23 protein-coding genes are annotated in these 23,996 nt (G+C 62.3%); 9 read left to right on the top strand and 14 right to left on the bottom strand.

Annotated elements, in window-relative coordinates:
- Positions 1-7 precede the first annotated feature (7 nt).
- Complete coding sequence (locus C8C92_RS22495; protein WP_099762598.1) at positions 8-595, bottom strand: hypothetical protein; 588 nt, start codon at positions 593-595, stop codon at positions 8-10.
- Between the two features lie 115 nt (positions 596-710).
- Between C8C92_RS22495 and greB the strand changes: the two genes are divergently transcribed.
- Both greB and C8C92_RS22485 read left to right on the top strand, forming a co-directional pair.
- On the top strand, positions 711-1,277 hold the full coding sequence (greB, locus tag C8C92_RS22490; RefSeq protein WP_096237449.1) for a transcription elongation factor GreB: 567 nt from the start codon (positions 711-713) through the stop codon (positions 1,275-1,277).
- Positions 1,278-1,346: 69 nt separating this feature from the next.
- On the top strand, positions 1,347-1,988 hold the full coding sequence (locus C8C92_RS22485; RefSeq protein WP_116745282.1) for a transposase: 642 nt from the start codon (positions 1,347-1,349) through the stop codon (positions 1,986-1,988).
- A gap of 40 nt (positions 1,989-2,028) precedes the next feature.
- On the opposite strand, the gene C8C92_RS22480 is transcribed toward C8C92_RS22485, so the two are convergent.
- From C8C92_RS22480 to gmk, 5 genes are all read right to left on the bottom strand, one after another.
- Positions 2,029-2,913 (bottom strand): IS3 family transposase, encoded by an 885-nt coding sequence (locus tag C8C92_RS22480; protein ID WP_243420400.1) that lies wholly within the window; start codon positions 2,911-2,913, stop codon positions 2,029-2,031.
- Between the two features lie 17 nt (positions 2,914-2,930).
- Positions 2,931-3,281 (bottom strand): transposase, encoded by a 351-nt coding sequence (locus C8C92_RS22475; RefSeq protein ID WP_099759988.1) that lies wholly within the window; start codon positions 3,279-3,281, stop codon positions 2,931-2,933.
- A gap of 100 nt (positions 3,282-3,381) precedes the next feature.
- Positions 3,382-5,664 (bottom strand): bifunctional (p)ppGpp synthetase/guanosine-3',5'-bis(diphosphate) 3'-pyrophosphohydrolase, encoded by a 2,283-nt coding sequence (locus tag C8C92_RS22470; RefSeq protein ID WP_099762607.1) that lies wholly within the window; start codon positions 5,662-5,664, stop codon positions 3,382-3,384.
- Between the two features lie 82 nt (positions 5,665-5,746).
- The gene (gene rpoZ / locus C8C92_RS22465) at positions 5,747-5,950 is read right to left on the bottom strand and encodes a DNA-directed RNA polymerase subunit omega (RefSeq protein ID WP_010400723.1); all 204 of its coding nucleotides are present in this window, start codon (positions 5,948-5,950) and stop codon (positions 5,747-5,749) included.
- 59 nt (positions 5,951-6,009) lie between these two features.
- The gene (gene gmk / locus C8C92_RS22460; protein WP_099762610.1) at positions 6,010-6,648 is read right to left on the bottom strand and encodes a guanylate kinase; all 639 of its coding nucleotides are present in this window, start codon (positions 6,646-6,648) and stop codon (positions 6,010-6,012) included.
- 211 nt (positions 6,649-6,859) lie between these two features.
- Here gmk and C8C92_RS22455 point away from each other — a divergent pair, with 211 nt between their 5' ends.
- A complete protein-coding gene (locus C8C92_RS22455; RefSeq protein ID WP_099762612.1) occupies positions 6,860-7,270 on the top strand; it encodes a DoxX family protein in 411 nt (136 codons plus the stop codon).
- A gap of 11 nt (positions 7,271-7,281) precedes the next feature.
- On the opposite strand, the gene C8C92_RS22450 is transcribed toward C8C92_RS22455, so the two are convergent.
- Positions 7,282-8,172 (bottom strand): YicC/YloC family endoribonuclease, encoded by an 891-nt coding sequence (locus C8C92_RS22450; protein ID WP_034787070.1) that lies wholly within the window; start codon positions 8,170-8,172, stop codon positions 7,282-7,284.
- Positions 8,173-8,449: 277 nt separating this feature from the next.
- Between C8C92_RS22450 and rph the strand changes: the two genes are divergently transcribed.
- From rph to hemW, 3 genes are all read left to right on the top strand, one after another.
- The gene (gene rph, locus C8C92_RS22445) at positions 8,450-9,178 is read left to right on the top strand and encodes a ribonuclease PH (protein WP_116745281.1); all 729 of its coding nucleotides are present in this window, start codon (positions 8,450-8,452) and stop codon (positions 9,176-9,178) included.
- Positions 9,179-9,316: 138 nt separating this feature from the next.
- Positions 9,317-9,901: an RdgB/HAM1 family non-canonical purine NTP pyrophosphatase gene (gene rdgB / locus C8C92_RS22440; RefSeq protein ID WP_116745280.1), complete on the top strand. Its 585-nt coding sequence runs from the start codon at positions 9,317-9,319 to the stop codon at positions 9,899-9,901.
- On the top strand, positions 9,898-11,172 hold the full coding sequence (gene hemW / locus C8C92_RS22435) for a radical SAM family heme chaperone HemW (RefSeq protein WP_207781035.1): 1,275 nt from the start codon (positions 9,898-9,900) through the stop codon (positions 11,170-11,172). The genes rdgB and hemW overlap by 4 nt, the downstream gene beginning before the upstream one ends.
- Positions 11,173-11,178: 6 nt before the next feature.
- On the opposite strand, the gene C8C92_RS22430 is transcribed toward hemW, so the two are convergent.
- Together C8C92_RS22430 and C8C92_RS22425 are read right to left on the bottom strand one after the other, a co-directional pair.
- The gene (locus tag C8C92_RS22430) at positions 11,179-12,366 is read right to left on the bottom strand and encodes a tetratricopeptide repeat protein (protein ID WP_116745279.1); all 1,188 of its coding nucleotides are present in this window, start codon (positions 12,364-12,366) and stop codon (positions 11,179-11,181) included.
- 130 nt (positions 12,367-12,496) lie between these two features.
- Entirely contained in the window at positions 12,497-14,218 is a 1,722-nt protein-coding gene (locus tag C8C92_RS22425; RefSeq protein ID WP_116745278.1) for a methyl-accepting chemotaxis protein, read from the bottom strand.
- A gap of 94 nt (positions 14,219-14,312) precedes the next feature.
- Here C8C92_RS22425 and C8C92_RS27595 point away from each other — a divergent pair, with 94 nt between their 5' ends.
- Positions 14,313-14,453, top strand: a complete 141-nt coding sequence (locus C8C92_RS27595) for a hypothetical protein (protein WP_165829524.1) — start codon at positions 14,313-14,315, stop codon at positions 14,451-14,453.
- Here the strand turns inward: C8C92_RS27595 and tal are convergent.
- The 3 genes from tal to zwf all read right to left on the bottom strand — a co-directional run bounded on the left by tal (position 14,450) and on the right by zwf (position 18,059).
- Complete coding sequence (gene tal / locus C8C92_RS22420) at positions 14,450-15,385, bottom strand: transaldolase (RefSeq protein WP_116745277.1); 936 nt, start codon at positions 15,383-15,385, stop codon at positions 14,450-14,452. The genes C8C92_RS27595 and tal overlap by 4 nt on opposite strands.
- Positions 15,386-15,620: 235 nt before the next feature.
- Positions 15,621-16,475, bottom strand: coding sequence for an SIS domain-containing protein (locus tag C8C92_RS22415; RefSeq protein WP_034750862.1), 855 nt, complete (start codon positions 16,473-16,475; stop codon positions 15,621-15,623).
- A gap of 111 nt (positions 16,476-16,586) precedes the next feature.
- Entirely contained in the window at positions 16,587-18,059 is a 1,473-nt protein-coding gene (gene zwf / locus C8C92_RS22410; protein WP_099762630.1) for a glucose-6-phosphate dehydrogenase, read from the bottom strand.
- Positions 18,060-18,609: 550 nt separating this feature from the next.
- Here zwf and C8C92_RS22405 point away from each other — a divergent pair.
- Both C8C92_RS22405 and C8C92_RS22400 read left to right on the top strand, forming a co-directional pair.
- Positions 18,610-19,563 carry a chemotaxis protein gene (locus C8C92_RS22405; protein ID WP_099762633.1) on the top strand — a complete coding sequence of 318 codons (954 nt, stop codon included), beginning with the start codon at positions 18,610-18,612 and terminating at the stop codon, positions 19,561-19,563.
- Positions 19,564-19,883: 320 nt separating this feature from the next.
- Entirely contained in the window at positions 19,884-21,290 is a 1,407-nt protein-coding gene (locus C8C92_RS22400) for a methyl-accepting chemotaxis protein (RefSeq protein WP_116745276.1), read from the top strand.
- A gap of 4 nt (positions 21,291-21,294) precedes the next feature.
- Here the strand turns inward: C8C92_RS22400 and C8C92_RS22395 are convergent, their stop codons facing one another.
- Together C8C92_RS22395 and pgi are read right to left on the bottom strand one after the other, a co-directional pair.
- Positions 21,295-22,191, bottom strand: coding sequence for an SMP-30/gluconolactonase/LRE family protein (locus C8C92_RS22395; protein ID WP_116745275.1), 897 nt, complete (start codon positions 22,189-22,191; stop codon positions 21,295-21,297).
- Positions 22,192-22,205: 14 nt separating this feature from the next.
- A complete protein-coding gene (pgi, locus tag C8C92_RS22390) occupies positions 22,206-23,870 on the bottom strand; it encodes a glucose-6-phosphate isomerase (RefSeq protein ID WP_116745274.1) in 1,665 nt (554 codons plus the stop codon).
- Positions 23,871-23,996: the final 126 nt, after the last annotated feature.

The following is a 23,996-nucleotide window of genomic DNA, read 5'->3' as shown; positions in this document are numbered from 1 at the left end:
TTCTTCATCAGCGGCGGGCGCGCCACAAGGCGGCGAAGCGGCGCAGCACTCTGGCCGGGCGGGAATGATGACGGCCTGGCGTGCCCTTGCGCAAGCGCTGCCACCAGGCGCGGCGGGCACGGCCCAGCGCGGCCGACAGGCGGCTGACCCGGCGCCATGGACGCGTGGCGCGCAGGCGGGCGATCCAGCGGTCCTTGGTTTCCATGAAGCGGCCATGCCAATGGGCAAACCACGGCAAACTGAGCAGGGTAGGGCGCGTCAGCTTGTACAGGCGCGCCACGGCGGCCGCGCCGCCCAGCTTGGCGATGACGATCACGCCGATGCCGGAAAACGCATGGCCGCGCGCGATCGCCAGCAGGGCCAGCAGCTTGACGGGAAACAGCAGCACGGCCGGCAGCACGAAGATGGCCAGCGCCCAGTACGGCGGCAGGCGCTTGATCCACGCTTCGAGCGCATGCAGGGGCGGAAATTGCGCCACCACCTGCATGATGCGCGCGCCCGTCGCCCACAGCCATTCCTCGATCAGCAGGCAGATGGCGGCCAGGTAGACCAGCGGCGCGAACAGCCAGCGCCTGACTCTGTAGAATTTTTTCATCCGTCTCCGTGTGCGGCGCGGGTTTGCCGCGATTGCCACGATGATACGTCAAAAAAGCCCGGCTGCCCCCGCATCCGGTGTGCCCGTGGCTCCCTGGCGGGGCTACAATAGGCGGATGAATAAAGCCTTTGTAAAAGAATCCGACAACGACGACGATGAAGAAGCGGCCGCGCTGGCGCTGGCCATTCCCGCCGGCGCCAAGAACTACATCACGCCGGCCGGCTACCAGCGCATCAAGGAAGAGCTGCTGCAGCTGATCGACGTCGACCGTCCGGAAGTGGTGCGCATCGTGCATTGGGCGGCGTCGAATGGCGACCGTTCGGAAAATGGCGACTATATCTATGGCAAACGCCGGCTGCGCGAAATCGACCGCCGCATCCGCTTCCTGACCAAGCGCATGGACCTGGCCGCCATCGTCGACCCGAGCGTGCATCATGGCAACGACCAGGTATTTTTCGGCGCCACGGTAACGTATCGCACCAGCGACGGCGCAACGCATACCATTACCATCGTCGGCATCGATGAATTCGATCCCCTGAACGGCAAGATCAGCTGGGTCTCGCCGATGGCCCGCACCATCACCAAGGCGCGCGAAGGCGACCTCATCACCCTCAACACGCCGCAGGGCGAGCAGGAGCTGGAGTTGCTGGAGGTGACGTATCCGGCGCCGGGGGAGGGGTAGTTTGCGGTGACGCAGGGTTAGTCTTGGTAATCCTGCCACGCTGGGACTTTCCTTTACAGGAGAGCGACCATGGCCCGCGTCCAGCGTTTGTTTATGCCTGGCATGCCTTTGCATGTGGTGCAGCGTGGGGCGGACAGGCAAATCTGCTTTTTTGAACCGGCTGATTTTCTTTGGTATTTGCAGCAACTGCAGCGGCACTCCAGTGCCCGGGGGTGCTTGCTGCATGCCTATGTCCTAATGACGAATCATGTGCATTTACTGCTCTCCGCAGGTAATGTTCTGGCCGTTTCACGCATGATGAAGGCCTTGGGGCAAGAGTACGCACACTACATTAACTGGCGCCACCATCGTACCGGACCGCTATGGGACGGGCGCTATAAGTCCTGTGTTGTGCAGGATGAAACCTATTTGCTGGTATGTCAGCGCTATATCGAACTCAATCCCGTGCGAGCTGGCATGGTGCGCTATCCGGGGCACTACCGATGGTCCAGCTATCGTTGCAATGCAGAGGGGCGCGAGGATGTCCTGGTACACCCACATCCACTTTATCTGAGCATGGGTAAAAACCAGGGAGAGCGGCAGCAAGCCTATGCTGCCTTATTTTATGGTGATGAGGAAGTGCAGCGTCAGGCCTTGCGTGTCGCCAGCCGCAGTAATGCGGCGGTGGGAAGCGATGAATTCGTGAGGGAACTGCAAACCCGTAAAGCATAAAGGCCGGGGTCGGACCCTTAGGGTCTGAGGTGTCCCGGTTTTAATGGAGAGTCACTCCCTCGCGGTGCGGGGGATTTTTAATCGATGCGTAATGCACCTCAACCTCGATTGGGGTGCGGTATTTCAAGCTTTGATGCAAGCGCATCCGATTGTAATACACCTCGATGTAATCGACGATAGCAGCCTTGGCCTCTTCGCGTGTGGCATACGTCGTATTGTGCGTGATTTCGTTTTTCAGCTGCGAGAAGAAGCTCTCGGCCACGGCGTTATCGTGGCAGTTACCACGCCGGCTCATGCTGGGCCGCAACTGATGCTCCTGCAGCACGCTGCGATAGGCCGCCGATCCGTACACACTGCCCTGATCGGTATGACAGATCAGATTGGCAGGCGGCTTGCGCTGCGCAATGGCCATCCTCAAGGCCGCGATGGGTAGCATGGCAGGCTGCGACGTATCCATCGACCATCCCACCACCCGGCGTGCAAACAGGTCGAGCACGATGGCCAGATGCAGCCATCCTTCACGCGTACGTATCGACGTGATATCGCCCACCCAGGCCGTATTGGGCGCGGCAACATTGAACTTCCGTTGCAACAAATCAGGCGCTGGAGGCTCGGTGTGTTGATGTGTCTGCATGACACGAAAGCGCTGCCGGCGCATCGACGTAATGCCATCGAGCTTGCGCAGGCGTGCCACGCGGTGCTTGCCGCAGATGATTCCCTGCGCATGCAACAGCCGCCAGGTCTTGACCGCGCCCGGCGCACAGCGATGTTCTGCATGGAGGCGCTTGATGTCCTCGCGCAGCGCCAGATCGACAGTGTCATGCAAGCTGGGCAACCGTTTCGCGGCCGCATAATAACTGCTGGGACTGACCTGCAGTACCCGGCACATCGCGGCGAGCCGAAACTCGGCTTGGTGCGCGGTAATGAAAGCGTACTTGTGCTTTAACGCCGCGTTAAGTACGCATCGAGCTTTTTTAAGATGGCGTTCTCCTCCAGCGAAGCCTGCAGTGCACGCTTTAAACGGACATTCTCTTTGGCCAGATCCGTGGTCGAGACAGGCGTTACCACTTTCGGCGCCGGCAGTTCGCCAGCTTGCTTGAGCGCGGCAGCCCACTTGTACAGCTGATTGCGGCGGATGCCCAGTTCCAGCGCCAAGGCGGCCGGGCTGCAGCCAGGTTCCTGCATGCGCTCTACAGCAGTGAGTTTGAACTGCCTGGAGAAAACGGTGCGTTCCCGCCGCACTTGCGTAGCGGGAACAGCGTCTGATACGGCAAGCGATGGCTTCTTGGTCATGATGGATTCCTTTGGATGTCACTATTTTCTCAAATTAGTGACCCTCCATCAAATCCGGGCTAGCTCAGTCCGACCCCAGTCTCTGCTCTTGGGTTAGCTCTTAATTGCGTTCGCGCAGGATGCGATTCACGCCGGCGACGCGACGCACATTGCGCAGCAGGGCGGCCAGGTGGACGCGGTCTTTCACTTGCACGGTGAAGCGCAGCTGGTCGAGGACGTTGTCCTTGTCTTCGTCCATGCCCACATAGATGATGTTGGCGTCGGACTCGCCGATTTCGGCGGCGACTCTGGCCAGGATGCCCCGTTCGCTGTTGATCAGCACCTTGATGCGGCAGTCGAAGCGGCGGTTCAGTTCGGTTCCCCAGCGCACCGCGATCCAGCGGTCCGGTTCCTTGGCGCGCTGGCGCTTCGCTTGCGAGCAGTCGCTCGTGTGCACGAGCAGCCCCTGGTCGCGGCGCAGCTGGCCGATGATCTGGTCGCCCGGGATCGGCAAACAGCAGGGCGCCAGCTGCACCGAGACGCCTTCGCTGCCGCAGATGGTGACCGGGTCGAGTTCGCTGCCGCTATTGTGTTCCACCGGCATGCTGGCCGCTTCGCCGCCGATCAAGCCAAAGATGTGGCGCGCCACCAGGGTGGCCATGCGCTTGCCGATGCCGATGTCCGCGTACAGCTCGTCCATGGAATTGGCGCTCGATTCGTTGAGCAGGCGTTCGACCAGCGGCGCCGGCAGGTCGGCGTCGATGTTCAGGGCGTGCAGCGCCTGCGACAGCAGTTGCTGGCCCAGGGCGATCGATTCGGGCAGGTTGATCGTGCGCAAATGGTGGCGGATGGCCGAACGGGCCTTGCCGGTGCGCACGAACGACAGCCAGGTGGGGCTGGGGCGCGACGAGGAATCGGTGATGATCTCGACGATGTCGCCATTGTGCAGTTCGGTGCGCAGCGGCGAGGTTTCGTTGTTGATCTTGACGGCCACGGTCTGGTCGCCGATACCCGTATGGATCGAATAGGCAAAGTCGATGGCCGTGGCGCCGCGCGGCAGGGCGATGATCTTCGACTTCGGCGTAAACACGTAGACGGAATCGGGGAACAGGTCGACCTTGACGTGTTCGAGGAATTCGGCCGAGTCGCCCGTCTGCTGCTGGATGTCGAGCAGCGATTGCAGCCACGCATGGGTGCGCTGCTGCAGGTCGGACGGGTTCGATTCGCCGCTCTTGTAGAGCCAGTGCGCCGCCACGCCAGACTCGGCCGTGCGGTGCATTTCCTGCGTGCGGATCTGGAATTCGACGGGTGTGCCGTACGGGCCGATGACGGTCGTGTGCAGCGACTGATAGCCGTTCAGCTTGCGAATCGCGATGTAATCCTTGAACTTGCCCGGCATGGGCTTGTACAGGCTGTGCAGGGTGCCCAGGGTCACGTAGCAGTCGGCAAAGCTGCCCACCACCACGCGGAAGCCGTACACGTCGAGCACTTGCGAGAACGACAGATGCTTGCTGCGCATCTTTTTATAGATGTCGTACAGGGTCTTTTCGCGGCCCGTGACGTCGGCTTCGAGTTCGGCCATGGACAAGGTGCTTTTCACCGCTTCCATGATCTTGTTGACCACTTCGCGCCGGTTGCCGCGCGCTGCCTTGACGGCTTTCGCCAGGGTGCGGTAGCGCATCGGATACAGGTGCGAGAACGACAGATCCTGCAGCTCGTGGTAAATATTGTTCAGGCCGAGGCGGTGCGCGATCGGCACATACACTTCCATGGTCTCGCTGGCGATGCGGCGTTTTTTTGCCGCCGTCATGAAGTCCAGGGTGCGCATATTGTGCAGACGGTCGGCCAGTTTGATCAGGATCACGCGCACGTCGGACGCCATGGCCAGCAGCATCTTGCGGAAGTTTTCCGCCTGCGCTTCGATCTGGCTCTGGAATTCGATCTTTTCCAGCTTCGACAGGCCGTCGACCAGGTGCGCCACGGGCGCGCCGAAGCGTTCGATCAATTCTTCCTTCTTGACGTCCTGGTCTTCCATGACGTCATGCAGCAGGGCGGCCATGATGGCTTGCGCGTCGAGTTTCCAGTCGGCGCAGATTTCGGCGACGGCGATCGGATGCGAGATATACGGCTCGCCCGAGCGGCGCATCTGACCCAGGTGCATTTCGTCGGAGAAGCGGTAGGCTTCCTTGACTTTTTTCAGGTCGGCGGGGGACAGGTATTCGGCCAGCTTGTCGGCCAGGTGGCTGACGGAGGCCACGCCTAAGGCGGGCGCTGGCGGTGTCGTGGAGGCGGTCCCGGCGGACGTGCCAGCACCGGACGCGGAAGCGCCCTGTGATTTTGCCGCCTGGCGCGGGGCCAGGGGCGGCAGTGCTGCAGAAGTCGTGTCGGCTGGAGTCAGACTCATAAAACGTCGCGTTGCTTTACAGTGTGAATAAACGATACGGTAGAACCAGGGGTCAGCACTGTTCCGGCACGCGGCTTCCCAATTACATCGGGACTTTTTTCAGCATTTCGATGCCAACTTTACCGGCAGCGATTTCACGCAGTGCGACAACGGTAGGTTTGTCCTTGGCTTCCACCTTTGGGGTGTGGCCTTGCAACAACTGACGTGCGCGGTACGTTGCAGCCAGGGTCAGCTGGAAACGGTTAGGGATCTGCTTCAGGCAATCTTCGATTGTGATACGGGCCATAGTAACTCCTAAATTTTATGCGTGGTGCGTGGCGCTGTGTGAACTGGCGTGCAGACGAATTACTCTGCGTGCAGGCCCAGCTGGGCGAATAGCGATGCGTTGCGGGCCGCTTGTTGCGCAAACCGGCAACGGGCCGCTCTCACGATCGCGCTCAGTTCGGACAAAGCGACCGTAAACTCTTCATTGATAATAACATACTCGAACTCGGGAGCGTGTGCGATTTCGCCGCCGGCCGCCAGCAGGCGGCGCGTGATCACGTGCTGCTCGTCCTGGCCGCGCTTGTTCAGGCGCTCTTCGAGCGCATCGATCGATGGCGGCAGGATGAAAATACCGGCCGCGCGGGGGAATTGCTTGCGCACCTGGCGCGCGCCCTGCCAGTCGATTTCCAGCAGGATGTCGGTGCCGGCCAGCATTTGCTGTTCCACCATGATGCGCGAGGTGCCATAGTAATTGCCATGCACTTCCGCCCATTCCAGGAACTCGCCCTGGTCGGCGCGCGCGACAAAGTCTTCCGCTGTCGTGAAGTAGTATTCGCGGCCGTGCTGCTCGCCCGGACGGGGCGCGCGCGTGGTGGTCGAAATCGACAGTTTGATGCCGGGTTCTTGCGCCAGCAATGCATTGACCAGTGTCGATTTGCCGGCGCCCGATGGTGCGGCGACCACGAACAGGCTGCCGGAGAAGGCGGTAGGGTGGCTCATGCGGATCTTTCCATATGCGTGTGATGGCGGCGTGTGCGCTTGCGTGCGCGCCGCCCAATTCAGTATTTTACCAAGAGGCAAGGCGACCAGCCAGTCCCCCGATGCGCCTTGCCGCCGCGTTTACACATATTTTGCTTGTTATCTTGAGGGAATAGTTATTTAATTTGGAATGGTTTTTTCTTGATAACTATTCCAGCGACAGGATGCAAGCATGAAAAATTTCCCGTTTCTCAGTGTTGCCCAGGCCATGTTGCTGCTGCGCGTGGCCATCGCCGTGATGTTCATGGCCCACGCCATCGTGCGCATCGCCAATGGCACCATTCCACGCTTTGCCGGTTTCCTGGAAGACAAGGGATTCATCTACGGCCTGGCCGTGGTGTGGGCGATTACCGTCGTCGAAATCGTTTGCGGCAGTTTGCTCATCGTCGGCAAATACACGCGCTGGGCGGCGGCCGGGCTGATGGTGATCTGCGTCGGCGGCATCGCCATCGTGCATGCGGCCAAGGGCTGGTTCGTGGGCGAACATGGCGCCGGCGGCGTGGAATACAGCATCGTGCTGTTTGTGGCCTGCGTCGTCATCGCCGCCAGCGACAGGGGGCGCGCCGCAACGCGCCTGGCCTGAAGCCGGAGGAATTACTCCAGGTTCTGCACCTGTTCGCGCATCTGCTCGATCAGCAGCTTCAAGTCCATCGAGGCGTCGGCCAGTTCCTTGACGGACGCCTTGGCGCCCAGCGTGTTGGCTTCGCGATTGAGTTCCTGCATCATGAAGTCGAGGCGCTTGCCCACTTGCCCGCCCTTGGTGAGGATGTGGCGCGTTTCGCCCAGGTGGGCCGACAGGCGCGCCAGTTCTTCCGACACATCGATGCGTATGCCGTACAAAATGACTTCCTGGCGGATGCGCTCCATGGCGTCCTGGCGCGACAGGGCTGAATTCGAGCCCTGGCTGGCCAGGCCCAGCGCATCCTGCATGCGCTCGATGGCTTTTTGCTGGAAGGCCGCCACTACCTGCGGAATCAAGGGCGTGATGCGCTTGACGATGGCTTCCATCGCTTCGATGCGCGACACCAGCACCGCTTCGAGCGCCGCGCCTTCGCGCTTGCGGCTGTCGACGAAGGCCGCCACGGTGCGTTTGGTCAGCGCGCCCACGTCCGCCTGCAAGGACTCTTGCCCCACTTGCGCTTCTTCGATGATGCCCGGCCAGCGCAGCAGTTCGGCCACCGTCATGACGGGGGCGGAGACAAAATGCTGGCCCACTTCGTTTTGCAGACGCGCCAGTTCGGCCAGCAGGGGCAGGTTCAGCGCCTGCGTGCCGGCGGTCGCGGCCTTGCGGCCAAAGCTCAGGCGTACCTCGACTTTGCCGCGCGTGATGGCGGACATGACGGCGGCGCGCAGGTCAGGCTCCAGCGCCCGCAGATCGTCGTTGATGCGAAATTGCAGGTCGAGAAAGCGCGAGTTGACGCTCTTGATTTCAATTGTCAGTGTGCCTGCAGCACCTTCGCTGGTGGCAACCGCGTAGCCTGTCATGCTTGAAATGCTCAAAGGATTCCCCGATTTGGTCTTGTATACAGTCACTTATACACTTAATCAGCCAGCGCAGGCAATACCGCCCGCGCCGCAAAACAGGACTGACGTGCGCGATGGCCTGAAAATTGCTGAATAGTGTGCGTTTTACGGCATTGTAAAGAAAATTGTGTTTGGCGGGGCAGGATTGTAGGGATCTTGTGCGCGGGCCGCCCTGCGCCGTGGCATGGCGCCGCGGTGGTAAAATCGCGGCCGCAACCCCAATCACACAGGACACCCCATGACATTTGAATCCCGCCCGAGCGGCCGCGCCGTCGACGCGCTGCGCGCCATCCGCATTACCCGCCAGTACACCAAGCATGCCGAAGGCTCGGTGCTGATCGAGTGCGGCGACACCAAGGTCATCTGCACCGCCAGCATCGAAGACAAGGTGCCGGGTTTCCTGAAGGGCAAGGGTCAGGGCTGGCTGACGGCCGAGTACGGCATGCTGCCCCGCTCGACGCACACGCGCATGGACCGCGAAGCGGCGCGCGGCAAGCAGTCCGGCCGCACGCAGGAAATCCAGCGCCTGATCGGCCGCTCGCTGCGCGCCGCCTTCGATCTGCAGGCGTTCGGCGAACGCACCTTGCATCTCGATTGCGACGTCATCCAGGCCGATGGCGGCACGCGCACGGCCTCGATCACGGGTGCCATGGTGGCTGCGTATGACGCGTTTTCCCAGCTGCAGGCACGCGGCGCAATCACCGCCATCCCCGTGAAAAGCTTTGTCGCCGCCATCTCGGTGGGCGTCTACCAGGGCATGCCGGTGCTGGACCTGGACTATGTGGAAGACTCGGGCTGCGACACGGACATGAACGTCGTGATGACGGAAGCGGGCCACTTCATCGAAGTGCAGGGCACGGCCGAAGGCGCCGCCTTCGACCGCGCCGGCATGAACCGCTTGCTGGACCTGGCGCAGGGCGGCATCGCCGACCTGATCGCCATGCAGAAGCAAGCCCTCGGCATGTAATCTTTACATAGATTTACATCCGCTGGCCCGCCGCGCCGGGAAAAAAGCCCACACTCGCCGCCGTTGAGCGCGGCGGCCGGGCGAGGTGAGGGGAGCGCAAAAGGTTTACAATGTCGGCACTTCAACCGGACTACTGACATGACCCAACGCCTCATTCTCGCCTCCAACAACGCCGGCAAGCTCAAGGAATTCAACGAGCTGCTCTCGAGCATCGGTTTTTCCGTTCACGCCCAGGGCGAGTACGCCGTGCCGGAAAGCGACGAACCATTCCACACCTTCGTTGAAAACGCGCTGCAAAAGGCGCGCCACGCGTCCCGCCTGACGGGCTTGCCCGCGCTGGCCGACGATTCGGGCGTGTGCGTCAATGCGCTCGGCGGCGCACCGGGCGTGTATTCGGCCCGCTATGCGGGCGAGCCGAAATCGGATGCCGCCAACAGCGCCAAACTGATCGCCGACCTGGAGGCGCATGCCGACAAGTCCGCGTATTACTACTGCGTGCTGGTGTACGTGCGCCATGCGGACGACCCGCAGCCGGTGATCGCCGACGGCCGCTGGCATGGCGAGATGATCGCCATTGCGCGCGGTGCGGGCGGTTTCGGCTACGATCCGCATTTCTACCTTCCCGCGCTGGGCAAGTGCGCGGCCGAACTGACGGCCGACGAAAAGAACGCGCTGTCGCACCGTGGCCAGGCCCTGCGCGCGCTGGTGGAAAAGCTGCGATGATCCCGATCAAACTGGTGGGCGCTGGCGCCAAGCCCGCGTCCCGGCCTGGCGCGGCTCCGGCGCCGCAGGAAGGCATTTCCGGCGCGGCCGGGGCGGCCCTGAAATACCTGCAGCCGGGCGCGCTGAACCTGGCGGCCCTGCCGCCGTTGTCGCTGTACATCCATTTCCCGTGGTGCGTGAAAAAATGCCCGTATTGCGATTTCAATTCGCACGAGGTGCGCGGTGACTTGCCGGAAGCGGAATACCTGGCGGCCCTGCGGCTGGACCTGGAAATGGCGCTGCCGCTGATCTGGGGCCGCAAGATCCACACCATTTTCATCGGTGGCGGCACGCCCAGCCTGATGTCGGCGGCGGGGCTGGACCGGCTGATGTCGGACGTGCGCACCCTGCTGCCACTGGAGCCCGATTGCGAAATCACCATGGAAGCCAATCCGGGTACCTTTGAAGCGGAAAAATTCAAATCCTACCGGGCCAGCGGCATCAACCGCCTGTCGATCGGCATCCAGAGCTTCAATGGCCGTCACCTGCAGGCACTGGGGCGCATCCACGACGACAACGAAGCGCGCCGCGCGGTGGACATCGCGCACGCCAATTTCGACAATTTCAATCTCGACCTGATGTACGCGCTGCCCACGCAAACCCTGGCCGAGGCGCAGCAGGACCTGGAAACGGCGCTGTCGTTCGCGCCGCCGCATTTGTCGCTGTATCACCTGACGCTGGAACCGAACACCCTGTTCGCCAAGTATCCGCCCGCGCTGCCGGACGACGACGCAAGTGCCGACATCGCCGACATGGTGGCTGAGCGCGCGGCGCAGGCCGGTTACGGCCGCTACGAAGTGTCGGCCTATGCGCAGCCGGGCCGCCAGGCCAGGCACAACCGCAATTACTGGGAATTCGGCGACTACCTGGGCATCGGCGCGGGCGCGCACAGTAAAATCTCGTTCCCGCACCGCGTCTTGCGTCAGGCCCGCTACAAGCAGCCGCGCGCCTACATGGACGCGGTACTGGCCGGCGTGCCGGTGCAGGAAGAGCGCGAGCTGGCGCGCGAGGAGATGGGGTTTGAATTCATGCTCAATACCCTGCGCCTGACGCAGGGTTTTTCGCCGAACCTGTTCGCCGAGCGCACGGGCCTGGCCATCAACGCCATCGAGCATCCGCTGAATGCGGCCGAAGCGAAAGGCTTGCTGTACCGCGACCACCAGCTCATCCGCCCGACGGAACGGGGATTGTGCTTCCTGAATGACCTGCAGCAGATGTTCCTGGAAGACTGACGCGACCTAATGGGCGGTGGCGGCGCGCAGCCGTTGCAGCTTGGCCGCGTACAGCCCATGTTCGCCGCGCGTGGTGCTGTTGTCCATCGCCAGTTCCAGCTGCCGGTCCGCCAGCGAGAGTTGTCCCATGCGCGCATACGCCTGCGCCAGCCAGAAGTGGAATTCATGGTAATACGGGTCGCGCGCGATCTCGCGCTTGAACAGGCGTGCCGCTTCCTGGTAGTCGGCCGTTTCCATGGCGCGCTGGCCCAGGTTGAAAAAGTGGAAGGGCGGCTCCGGCTGCAGGGCCAGCAATTTGCGCCGCAGCAGTTGCGCTTCGTCCGTACGTCCCAGGCCGTCGAGTGCCTGCGCCATATTGGACAGCAGCACGGTGTTCGATGGCGAGCGTTCCAGTGCGTAAGCGAGCGTGCGCCGCGCCGGCTCGATGTCGCCGTGGCGCAGCTGGATGATGCCCAGGGTATTGAAGGCGCCTGAAAACGTGGGGTCTTGCCGGATGGCGGCACGGGCATACCAGTAGGCTTGATCGAGCTCGCCACTGGCCATGGTTTCGGCGGCGCGATTGTTGAGGTACATTGCCAGGATGGTCGCCTCGCTGATTTGCAGCGTGCGCTGGCCGGCGAGGTCTTCGCCAGGCAGGAAGTCGATAAGCAGGATGGCGTCGGAATCGTAGCCGACCCCATTGCTGAGGGGGCGGCGTTCCAGCGCGAGATTGACGTGGCCGGCGACGAAATACATGCCACCACTGCGGCTCCAGCTTTCCTCTCCCAGGACCAACTGGTAGTGCACATCGAGTCCCATGTCCTTGGCCAGCGCGGCCGTCATCAGCACCAGCGACAGGCAATTGCCACTGCGCGCATCGAATGTCTGTGCCGCCGTGCGCGTCATGGCGGCATCATATTCCAGTTGCAGCCCGGCCCGGTTGCGCAGGGCATCGGCCAGCGCGCGGCGGGGATTCTTGCCGCGTGCCTCGCGCGCGATATCGACACGTACGTAAAGCCGCATGGCCTCGCTCATGGCAAACGCCTGCTGCGGGTCGACCGGTACGGCCGGCGCGGCAAAGCTGGCATCGTTGAACAGCTCAGGTGGAGGTGGTGTGGCGGGCGCCGTTGCGCAGCCGGCAAGGGCTGCGCACAGCAGCAAGGAGGACAGGAAGCCCAGGCGCAGCTGTTCGCTGATGCCGCGGATACATTTCATGTTCGTGCTCCCGCAGAACGATGTCAGGCGCAACACGTATTGCTGCCGGTGGTGCGCCCTGCCACCTGAAACAAGTATCCTCGCGCGCCAGGGCGCTGTCAAACCCTTTTGACGGCCCCTGTTGCCCTCCTTAAAACTCTTCCCAATCTTGCTCGCCAGCCACCTGCGCCTGGGGTTTGCGCGCAGCAGACGCGCTCCTTGCCGCGATGCCTGGCTGCCTGGCGGTGGTGCTTTTTGCCGCCGGCTTGGCCAGCCGGGTGGCAGCCGGCCGCGCGGGGCGTACCGGCGCCACTGCCGGAGTCACATGTTCGAGCTGGAAGCCGGCCGCCACTTGCGCCAGGCGGGCCGCCTGGTCCTGCATGCTTTCGGCCGCCGCCGCTGCTTCCTCCACCAGGGCAGCATTTTGCTGCGTTACCTGGTCCATTTGCGCGATGGCCTGGTTGACCTGGTCGATGCCCATGCTTTGCTCGGCGCTGGCGGCGGTGATCTCGGCCATGATGTCGGTGACGTGGCGCACGCTGTCGACCACTTCGCTCATGGTGCTGCCGGCCTGCTGGACCAGCCGCGTGCCGTTGTTGACCTGCTCCACCGAGTCGCCGATCAGGGTCTTGATTTCGCGCGCCGCTGCCGCCGAGCGCTGCGCCAGGCTGCGCACTTCCGTGGCCACGACGGCAAAGCCGCGCCCCTGTTCGCCGGCGCGCGCCGCTTCGACGGCCGCGTTCAAGGCCAGGATATTCGTCTGGAAGGCGATGCCGTCGATGACACCGATGATGTCGACGATTTTCGTCGACGCCGTGTCGATGGCACCCATGGTGTTCACCACCTGGCTGACGATGTCGCCGCCCCGTTCGGCCACGCTGGACGCGGCGACCGCCATCTGGTTGGCCTGGCGCGCATTGTCCGCATTCTGCTTCACGGTACTGGTCAATTCTTCCATCGACGACGCCGTCTCTTCCAGCGAACTGGCCTGCTGCTCCGTGCGCGCCGACAGATCCTGGTTGCCGGCGGCGATTTCGCCCGATGCCGTGGCTATCGCATTGGTACCCGTCTGCACTTCCGACACCACCTTGCGCAGTGCTTCGTTCATGCCGTGCAGCGCGCGCATCAGGTCGCCGATTTCATCGCTGGCCGCCGTGCCGAAATGCGTGCGCAAGTCGCCCGCAGCGACCGTCTCGGCCACCTTCACGGCCGCCTGCAGGGGCGCGGTGATCGAACGCGTGATCAGCCAGGCGCAGATGCTGCCCAGGGCCACCACCAGCGCGCACAGCAGCAGCAACAGGGTGAAGCTGCGCCCGTTGGCAGCCTCGATCGCGCGCGCCGTGGCGTCGATGGCCTGGCGCTGCTGCGCCAGCAGGGCCTTGACGTTGTTCTGGTATTTGGTGGCGGCGGGCGCGAAGCTGTCGCGGTAAGTACTTTCCGCCAGGGCCGCGTTGCCGTCCTTGCGCGCGTTCATCACCAGGTTTTTGGCATCCTGGTATTTGACGCGTTCCGCGATGGAGGCCTTGAAGATGGCCTTTTCTTCCTCGCTGACGAGCAGCGTTTCGATTTTCTTCAGCAGCTCGCTGCCTTGTTTGGTGCTGTCGGCGATGGTCTCGGCAAACACGCCCGACAGGGTTTCATCCGTGCTTTTGGCGATCATCGAGGTGCGCGCGATGGCCGAGTAAATCAGCACATACCAGTCCGATACCAGACGTTCCTTGGCCAGCGGTTTTTCCATCATTTGCCGCGTCGCTTCGGCATTCACGTGGGCGCTGTACAGCGCGTATGAGGTGGAGATCACGGACAGCAGCAGTACCAGCGCGAAGCCTGTGGCCAGGCGGGTGCCGATACGAAGGTGGGAGAGGGCATGCATGGTTAGACTCCTGTCGCAGAGGGATTAAAGTTGCCTGTGCGACATAGTATGCACTGATAAGTGACCAAGAGGTAAACGAAAAAATGGTCTGTTTTTGCTGACTGTTGCAGCCACGCCCGTGCTGCAGATCGCCCGCCTGGCGCTCGCTTTCACGAAGGCGGGCGAGGGCGAGACGAAAAAAAGCGGCGCCGTGCAGTGCACGCACGCCGCTTTTTGCGGAGGCATAGGCGATTAACGCAGCGCCGCGATCATCTGTTTCAGCTTGCCGGAATCGACGCAGAAGGCGCGGATGCCTTCGGCCAGCTTCTCCGTCGCCATCGCGTCTTCATTCATCATGAAACGGAAGGCTTCTTCGTTGAGCGACATGTGCACGATGTTGGTCGATGGCGCCGCTTCGGCGCTCAGCTTGCGCTCCACGGGGGCATCGCTGTCGGCCAGCTTTTGCAGCAGGTCGGGGCTGATGGTGAGCAGGTCGCAGCCGGCCAGTTCGAGGATTTGCGAGGTGTTGCGGAAGCTCGCGCCCATCACCTCGGTCTTGTAGCCGAACTTGCGGTAGTAGTTGTAGATGCGCCGGACCGACTGCACGCCCGGGTCTTCCGCGCCCATGTAATCGATGCCCGTCGATTTCTTGTACCAGTCGTAGATGCGGCCGACGAAGGGCGAAATGAGCTGCGCGCCCGCTTCGGCGCAGGCGATGGCCTGCGCCAGCGAGAACAGCAGGGTCATGTTGCAGCGGATGCCTTCCTTTTCCAGGATGGCGGCGGCGCGGATGCCTTCCCAGGTGGAGGCGATCTTGATCAGCACGCGCTCACGTGGAATGCCGGCGTTCGAATACAGGGCGATCAGGTCGCGGCCCTTGGCCACCGTGCCATCCGTGTCGAACGACAGGCGCGCATCGACTTCGGTGGAGACGCGGCCGGGGATGATTTGCAGGATTTCCTCGCCAAACGCGATCAGCAGGCGGTCGATGATTTCGGCGTTGGAGGCATTCGGATGGTCGCGCACGGCCTTTTCCAGCAGCGGCTTGTATTCATCCTTCTGCACGGCCTTCAGGATCAGCGACGGATTCGTCGTCGCGTCGCGCGGCGTGTAGGCCTGGATCGATTGGAAGTCGCCGGTGTCGGCCACTACGGTAGTAAATTGCTTCAGTTGTTCGAGTTGGTTCATGGCTGCACGGGAAAGAGTGAATGGGCTTGCCGGAGTATTGTACCGAATGCGGGACGGTGGCGGCGCTTTTAACCCAAGGGCTAAAGTGCCGGGGTCGGACCCTCAGGGTCCGACCCCAGTTGTGGCTTTTGGGGTAAAGCAGGCGGTATCCGTGGCGGGAGGGAATGCTTGTCTTGAACCCCAAAATTGAGAGCCGGGGTCAGACCCGGCGGGTCTGACCCCGGATTTCTGCTACCTAGCCAATAAAAGAATCGAACTGCATGTCGAATTCCTGCAAGGCCTTCTGTGCATTCTGCATCTTCTTGCGGAATTCAGGCCCGCGCTGCAGGGCCAGGCCCACGGCCAGCACGTCGATCACCACCAGGTAGGCCAGGCGCGCGGAAATCGGGGTGTAGGGGTCGGTGTTGAAGACCAGGTCGATCGGGATCAGCACCGTCGCCAGGTCGGCCAGCGGCGTGCCCGATGGGGCCAGCACGACGACGTCGGCGCCGCCGCGGCGCGCCAGTTTTACGGAGCGCACCAGGGCGGGACTGTTGCCGCGCTGCGAGATGGCCACCAGGCAGTCGCCGCCGCGCAGCAGGGCCGCCGCGATGCTGTGGATGTTTGGATCACTGTAGGCCACCGTCGGCACGCCCGAGCGGAAGAACTTGTGCTGCGCATCGGCCGCCACGATACCGGAGGTGCCCTGGCCATAGAATTCAATCTTGCTGGCGCGCGACAGGATGTCGAGCGCGCGCTGGATCGCTTCCGGGTTCAGGTTGTTGCGCAGGTCGAGCAGGGTGTTGATCGAGCGGCTGCAAATCTTGTTGACCAGGTCGGCCGCCAGGTCGTCCTGCGCCGGCTGCTCGTTCGCGCCCGGCATGGCCAGGGCCAGGCCCTGCGCCAGTTTCAGCTTGAATTCATGCCAGCCGTCATAGCCCAGGGTGCGGCAAAAGCGCACCACGGTCGGTTCCGACACCTGCGCGCTTTTCGCCAGCGCCGTGATGTTCTGGCTGACCGTCTGGTTCGGCTGGTCAAGCACGGCCAGCGCGACCTTCTTCTCCGACTTGGAGAGCGAATCGAGCTGGGTGCGGATGGAGTCAAGCAGCATTAAATTAGTCTTCTGTTTTCGGGAAGCGGTGAAGCAGGGAATTCGCGGAGCAAAGCTCTGCGCCTGCGTAACGGCCTGCCCATGCATGGGCAGGCTCCTTGCCTTGCTAGCTTAGTCCTCTGGCAAGGCTTCTTCACGCCACTGCAAGCCATCGCGGCCGATCAGGGCGCTGGCCGCGGCCGGGCCCCAGGTGCCGGCCGTATACGGAATCGGCGCGCTGTCGTTCTGTTCCCAGTTGTCGAGAATCGGCTCGACCCATTCCCAGGCCGCTTCCAGTTCGTCGCCGCGCATGAACAGGGTCAGCTGGCCGCGCAAGACGTCAAGCAGCAGGCGCTCGTAGGCGTCCATGCGCGGCGTCTTGAACGATTCGCGGAAATCGAGTTCCAGTTCCGCCGGTTTCAAGCGCATGCCGTCGCCGGGGGTTTTCGCCATCAGGTTCATGCGCAAGCCTTCGTCCGGCTGCAAACGGATCACCAGGCAATTCGGCTGGAAGCTCGACGTGGGCTGGTTGAAGATCGAGTGCGGGATCTGCTTGAAGCGCACGACGATTTCGGCCAGGCTGTCGGCCATGCGCTTGCCTGTGCGCAGGTAGAATGGCACGCCGGCCCAGCGCCAGGTGTCGATTTCCGCTTTCAGCGCAACGAAGGTTTCGGTGCGCGAATGTTCCGGGGCGTCCGGCTCGTCGCGGTAGCTCGGCACGGTGGCGCCATCGACGTGGCCGGCGCGATACTGGCCGCGCACGATGTTTTGCGCCAGGGTGGTGGGCGTGAATTTTTTCAGAGAGCGCAACACTTGCAGCTTTTCATCGCGCACGGCGTCCGGCGCGATCGAGGTCGGCGGTTCCATGGCGACGATGCACAGCAGTTGCAGCAAGTGGTTCTGCAGCATGTCGCGCAGCGCGCCCGAGGTGTCGTAGTAACCCATGCGGTTGCCCACGCCCAGCTTTTCCGCGATGGTGATCTGCACGTCGGAAATCCATTCGCGGCGCCACAGCGGTTCGAACAGGATATTGCCGAAGCGCAGGGCCAGCAAGTTCTGCACGGTTTCCTTGCCCAGGTAATGGTCGATACGGTAGATCTGCGATTCCTGGAAGACCTTGCCTACTTCGGCATTGATCTGCTTGGCGCTGGCCAGGTCGCGGCCCAGCGGCTTTTCCAGCACCACGCGCGAATTCGGCGTGACCAGGCCATTGTCTTCCAGGTTGTCGCAGATCAAGGCAAACAAGTGCGGCGGCGTGGCCAGGTAGTACACGCGGGTCAGCTCGGCATCGCCGCGCAGCGCTTCGACCAGCGGCCCGTACGTGGCCGCATCGCTGGCGTTGAGCGACACATACACGATGCGCGCGCAGAATTTGCTCCAGGTGGCGGCATTCAGGGTGCTGGCCTTGATGTGGGGACGCGAGTTGGTCTCTACCATCTTCAGGAAGGCATCCTGGCCGCTGTCCTGGCGGCCCACACAGATGATGCGCGCCGTCGGCGGCAAATCGTTCGCGACGTCGCGCGCATACATTGCAGGCAGCAACTTGCGCATTGCTAAATCGCCGCTGCCGCCAAACAGGACCAGGTCAAAATCGGTAAGTGCCATAAGTGAGTGTCGTCGCAAAAGTAAAAGAGCCGGAGCGGGGAGGAGGCCGACCGGAAGTGCCAGTCTGTCGTTACTATATTCCGTGGTGTAAATTTACTACGTAGAACAGGCAATTGCAAGAAATTTTACTACATTCCATGCATTGGCGTCGCCATTTTGCCCGGTATGCTGGCAGGCGGCGCTGGCAGGGCCATTATATGCCGTTCGCTGGCGCAGGTGCGCCGTCACGCCTGGCGCAGGGCTTTTCAAAGCAACCATGGTTGCCAGGGAAATTTTCGGTTCTCTCCGTCATCATTTGCGCTGTAGCAACAAGCTAATCAAGAAATGCTGTCAGGATCGCCGATTGCAGCGTAAAGTAGCTTTAAGGAAAGTAAAAAAACGTATAATTCCAGCTGAAATCGATAGCAACTATTGGTTGTACTGCACTGCACCGTTAGCGCCGGCCATGCCCCGAACCCGCCATCCGACGTCTGTGCGACGTGCAGTCCGCACTGTTCGCAGCATCACGGGTAGGCAGACTTAACTTTACAAGACGGCTTAAGGGGACACAATGAATTCAATGCAGCAAGATGTCGATGAACGCACCAGCCTGACAGGCAATAACAAATTCGAACTGTTCCTGTTCAAGCTGGGCACCAGCGATCACTCGACCAGCCGCGAACTGTTCGGCATCAATGTGTTCAAGGTACGTGAAATCATGGAAATGCCGGTCATTACGGCGGTGGCCGGGTCGCACCCGCACATGCTGGGCGTGGTCAATATCCGTGGCCAGATCGTGCCCGTGATCGACTTGCCGATGGCCGTCGGTTGCAAGAGCAGCGGCTTGAAGATCCTGATGGTGACCGAATTTGCCCGCTCGACACAGGCGTTTGCCGTGGAAGAGGTCGATGAGATCGTGCGCCTGGAATGGAATCAGGTGCTGTCGGCCGAATCGAGCGTCGGTGGCGGCCTCGTCACCAGCATCGCGCGCCTCGATGGCGACACGGACAAGACGCGCCTGGCGCAAGTGCTCGACGTGGAGCAAATCCTGCGCGACGTGCTGCCGTCGGGCGACCCGGACGTGGACAAGAACAGTATCGGCCCGCAAGTGCGCTTGCCTGCCGGCGCCGTGATCCTCGCGGCCGACGATTCCTCGCTGGCCCGTTCGCTGATCGAGAAGGGCCTCGAAGCGATGGGCGTGCCCTTCATCATGACCAAGACGGGCAAGGAAGCGTGGGAACGCCTGCAGGCGATCTCCACCCAGGCGGCGACCGAAGGCAAGACGGCGAAAGACAAGGTCGCGCTGGTGCTGACCGACCTGGAAATGCCGGAAATGGATGGCTTTACCTTGACGCGCAACATCAAGAACGATGGCCGCTTCGCCAACATCCCCGTGGTGATCCACTCGTCGCTGACGGGCTCGACCAACGAAGACCACGTCAAGGGCGTGGGCGCCGATGGTTATGTGGCCAAGTTTGTGGCAGCGGAACTGGCTGACACCATTCGCAAAGTGCTGGCCCGTTAAAGCGCGCTGACACCGCCGCACGCCGCCTGGCGTGCGGCTCCTGGTGAATTTTAAGTATTCCCTCGCGGCAATGTATTGCCACAATTCACGTATAATGCGCTCCCTGGATCCGTGGGGCCGCACGCTCGTACTTTGCTGTGCCACCCTTCGTCCTCCTGCGCAGGCCGTCTTTCACGCCGCCTGGCGCACCACTGGCTTGCGGGCCGCCCCTGTCGTTGCGGCCCAGCACCTGCCGCTTGTCCTGATAAATCCTGTTCGTACCGGAATGGCGCCCGCCTGGCGCTTTTTACGCGTGGACAGATATTAATGAAGAGTTAATTATGTATCTATCTCCCTTGCGGGCCGTCGCCGTGCGCGCGGACCGCGCCATGCTGGTCGTCCTATGGCTGCTGGCCCTGGTGTCGGCTGGCATGGCGAACTGGTACGGCACCTGGCATCTCGTTGCCAAGGTGGCTTTGCCGGTCGCCTTGCTGCCGACCCTGCTTTTTCTCGCCCGGCCCGGCAGCCTGGCCACGCGCTGCGTCAATGCCGTCGCCATCATGCTGATGGCCGCCTTGCATATCGAACAAGGTGCAGGCTTGACAGAGTTGCATTTCGGCATTTTCGTCTATCTGGCGCTGCTGGTGCTGTATCGCGACTGGCGCCCCGTGATCGTGGCCGCAGCGACGATCGCCGCGCACCACTTGCTGTTTTTTTATTTGCAGCAAGCAAGTTATGGCGTGATGTGTTTTAGTACGCCTGGCCTGGGCATCGTTTTCCTGCACGCCATGTTCGTCGTGGTCGAGTCGGCGGCGTTGTGTTATGTGGCCGTGACCTTGCGCGCCAGCACACGCCAGGGGCAGGAACTGGAACAAATGGTGTTGGCCCTGGGCGCACATGTGGGGCAGATGGATTTGCGGCCACCGCAGCGGGCACCCCGTAATGCGCTGGGGCAATCGCTGGCGGCCATGCTGGCGACCATGCGCGGCACGCTTGCCGGCGTGCGCGATGGCACCGATAGCATCGCGGCAGCGAGCGCCGGGATCGCCATGCATAACGCTGCGCTGGCGCGCCGTACGGAGCGCCAGGCCAGCGATGTCGAGCGTACGGTGCGCGCGATGCAGGCGCTGACGGACGCGGTGCGGCGCGGTGCAGGCCATGTGGGACAGGCCGATGCGCTGGCGTCACGCATGTCGGCCGAGGCGGGGCAGGGCGGTGGTGCCATGCGCGAGGTGCAGGCCAGCATGGGCCGCATCGAGGCGTCGTCGAAGAAAATAGTCGATATCATCGGCGTGATCGATGCGATTGCCTTCCAGACGAATATCCTGGCCTTGAACGCGGCAGTGGAAGCTGCGCGTGCAGGCGAACAGGGGCGAGGCTTCGCCGTCGTCGCAGCCGAGGTGCGCGGGCTGGCGCAGCGCTCGGCCGGCGCTGCGCGTGAAATCAAGGCATTGATCGGCAATACGGTGGAGACGGTGGAGCTGGGCAGCGGCCTGGTGGAGCGTGCTGGCGCCACCATTTTGCAAGTGGTCGATAGCGTACAACATGTGACGGCCATCATGGGCCAGCTGCGCACGGCATCGGATGAACAGGCGCGTGACATTCACGCCATCAACGAAGTGGTGGCCGCGTTTGATGCCAGCACGCAAGAAAATGCCCAGTTGGTGCAGGAAAACGCGGCCGCGTCGGCCGCCATGCAGCGTCAGGCGCAGCAGCTTGCCGCGCTGGTGCTGGCCTTCCGATTGTAAATGCTCAAGCCTGGTACGGCGTTTCCGGCTGGCCCGCCACGTCCACGCGCACGGACAGCACGTGGCCACTCAACGGGTGGTCGGCGAGTTCGCCGGCGGAACGGTTGTGGCTGGCGCTGGTGATGTACAGGGTGCGCAGGTCGGGGCCGCCAAACGTCAGCATGGTGGGGCAGCGCACGGGCACGGTAATTTCACCGAGCAGATGGCCATCGGGGGCGAAGCGTAAAATCTTGCCGCCTTCAAACATGGCCGACCAGTAATTGCCTTCGCTGTCGACGGCCGCGCCATCCGGGCGTCCGCCGTAATCAAACGCTTTCTTGTCCGTGGAAAAACGCTGGAATGGTTGCGGCGCGGAAATGGTTCCCGTGGCCGCGTCGAAGTCGAAGCGGTCGATGCGGTGCGTGGTGGTATCTGCGTGGTACATTGTGCGCTTGTCGGGGGAAAAGCCCAGGCCGTTCGACACCGTCATGCCACCCGACCAGACCTTGCGGACATTGCCCTTTTCCAGCACGAACATTTCCGCCGCATCGGCGTTGCGCGGCTCGAAAATCGTGCCGACCCAGAAGCGGCCTGCCGGGTCGACCTTGCCATCGTTGAAGCGCGTGGTGGCCATGTCGAACGGTGCCGGGGCGATTTCCGCCAGGCTGCCCGTCTTCGTGTCGAGGTGGGCAAAGCCGCTGCGCAAGGCCACGATCAGGCCGCCGCCCGCATTGATGGCCAGCGCCGACGGTTCCGTCGGCATGCTCCATTGGTCATGCTTGCCGCTGGCCGGGTGCAAACGGTGCACGGCGCGGCCATCGATGTCGACCCAGTACAGGGCCGCTTCCTTGCCATGCCATAGCGGGCATTCGCCCACTTGCATGGGCTTGTCGCTGACTACTTTGATTTCGTAAATATTCATAAACCTCAATTAAATTAATACGCCGCTTTGGCGGCTTTCGCCAGGGCAATCAAGCCATTGGTCGAACTGTCGTGGTGGTCGGGACGGGCTTCGCCCGTCAGTTCGGCCTGGATTTTCTTCGCCAGCACCTTGCCCAGTTCCACGCCCCACTGATCAAAACTGTTGACGTTCCACAAGACGCCCTGCACGAAGGTCTTGTGTTCGTACAGCGCGATCAGGGCGCCCAGGGTGGTCGGGGTCAGCTGGTCCATCAAAATGGTGTTGCTGGGGCGGTTGCCGGGGAAGGTCTTGTGCGGTACCAGCGCTTCGATCTCGCTTTCCGGCAAGCCTTGCGCCTGCAAATCAAGGCGCACTTCCTCGCCCGTCTTGCCCGTCATGAAGGCTTCCGACTGGGCAAAGCAGTTCGCCAGCAGGGCGTCGTGGTGGCCCGGCAAATCGTGCGTGGCGCGCAGGGCGGCGATGAAGTCGATGGGAGTAATATCGCTACCCTGGTGCAGCAGCTGGAAATACGCATGCTGCGCATTCGTGCCGCAATCGCCCCAGATGACGGGGCCGGTCGGCACGTCGACGGGCGCGCCGTCCTTGGTGACGCGCTTGCCGTTGCTTTCCATGTCCAGCTGTTGCAAGTAGGCGGCAAAGCGGCTCAAGTCCTGGTGGTATGGCGCGATGGAAACGGAGCCGCAGTCGAGGAACTGGCGGTTCCAGAAGCCGACCATGGCCAGCACCACGGGCATGTTCTGTTCCAGCGGGGCCTGGCGGAAATGCTGGTCCATCGCATGCGCGCCGGCGAGGAAATCGCTGAAGTATTCAAAACCCACGGACAGGGCCACGGCCAGGCCGATCGACGACCAGACGGAATAGCGGCCGCCGACCCAGTCCCAGAATGGGAACATATTGTCCGGCGAAATGCCGAAGTCGACGATCGCTTGCGTGTTGGTCGAAACGGCCACAAAATGTTGCGCCAGGTCCTTTTCTTCGCCTTCGAGCAGGAACCAGGCGCGCGCCGTATTGGCGTTGAGCATGGTTTCGGCCGTAACAAAAGTTTTCGAGGCTACGATGAACAGCGTGGTTTCCGGATCGACCCTGGACAGGGTCGCTTCCATGTCGTGCCCATCGACGTTGGACACAAAATGCATTTCCAGGCCCGGGTTGGCATACGAGCGCAGCGCCAGGCACGCCATCTTCGGGCCCAGGTCCGAGCCGCCGATACCGATGTTGACGATGTCGCAAATCGGCTTGCCCGTGTAGCCGAGCCAGCTGCCGTTGCGTACCTTGTCCGTAAATGCCTTGACGCGTTGCAGCACATCTTGCACGTCGGCATCGATATCCTGGCCATCGACCACCAGCTTCGTGCCGCGAGGCGCGCGCAAGGCGGTATGCAGAACGGCCCGATGTTCGGTAAGATTGATTTTCTCGCCTGTAAACATGGCTTCGCGCTGCGCTTCCACGCCGCGTTCGCGTGCCAGGTCCATCAGCAGCGTCATGGCGGTGGCGTCGACACGGTTCTTCGAGTAATCGAGCAGCAAGCCGGCCGCATCGACCGTCATCGTCGAGAAACGTGCGGGGTCAAGAGCGAACAGCTGGCGCAGATGCACTTCGCGCAGGCTGGCGCTGTGCGCTTGCAGGGACTGGAAACTGGCGGTGGCGGTGATGGCAGGAGTAGGTGCTGGCTGGCGCATGGCGGTCGGCTTGGGTGCTTGTCTCGGTTGAAGGGAGCGCGGTGCGTTCGGCGTGGCGAACAGCGGATCCGGCGTTGGTATGAGAATAATACATCACAAAAACGTAATTTCACTACAGTTTGTGAC

It is taken from the genome of Janthinobacterium sp. 78 (genome assembly GCF_003096775.1).
In the GTDB taxonomy this organism is placed as follows: domain Bacteria; phylum Pseudomonadota; class Gammaproteobacteria; order Burkholderiales; family Burkholderiaceae_D; genus Janthinobacterium; species Janthinobacterium tructae.
The sequence above is the reverse complement of the archived record's forward strand: the minus strand, read 5'-3'. Positions and strand labels throughout refer to the sequence as shown.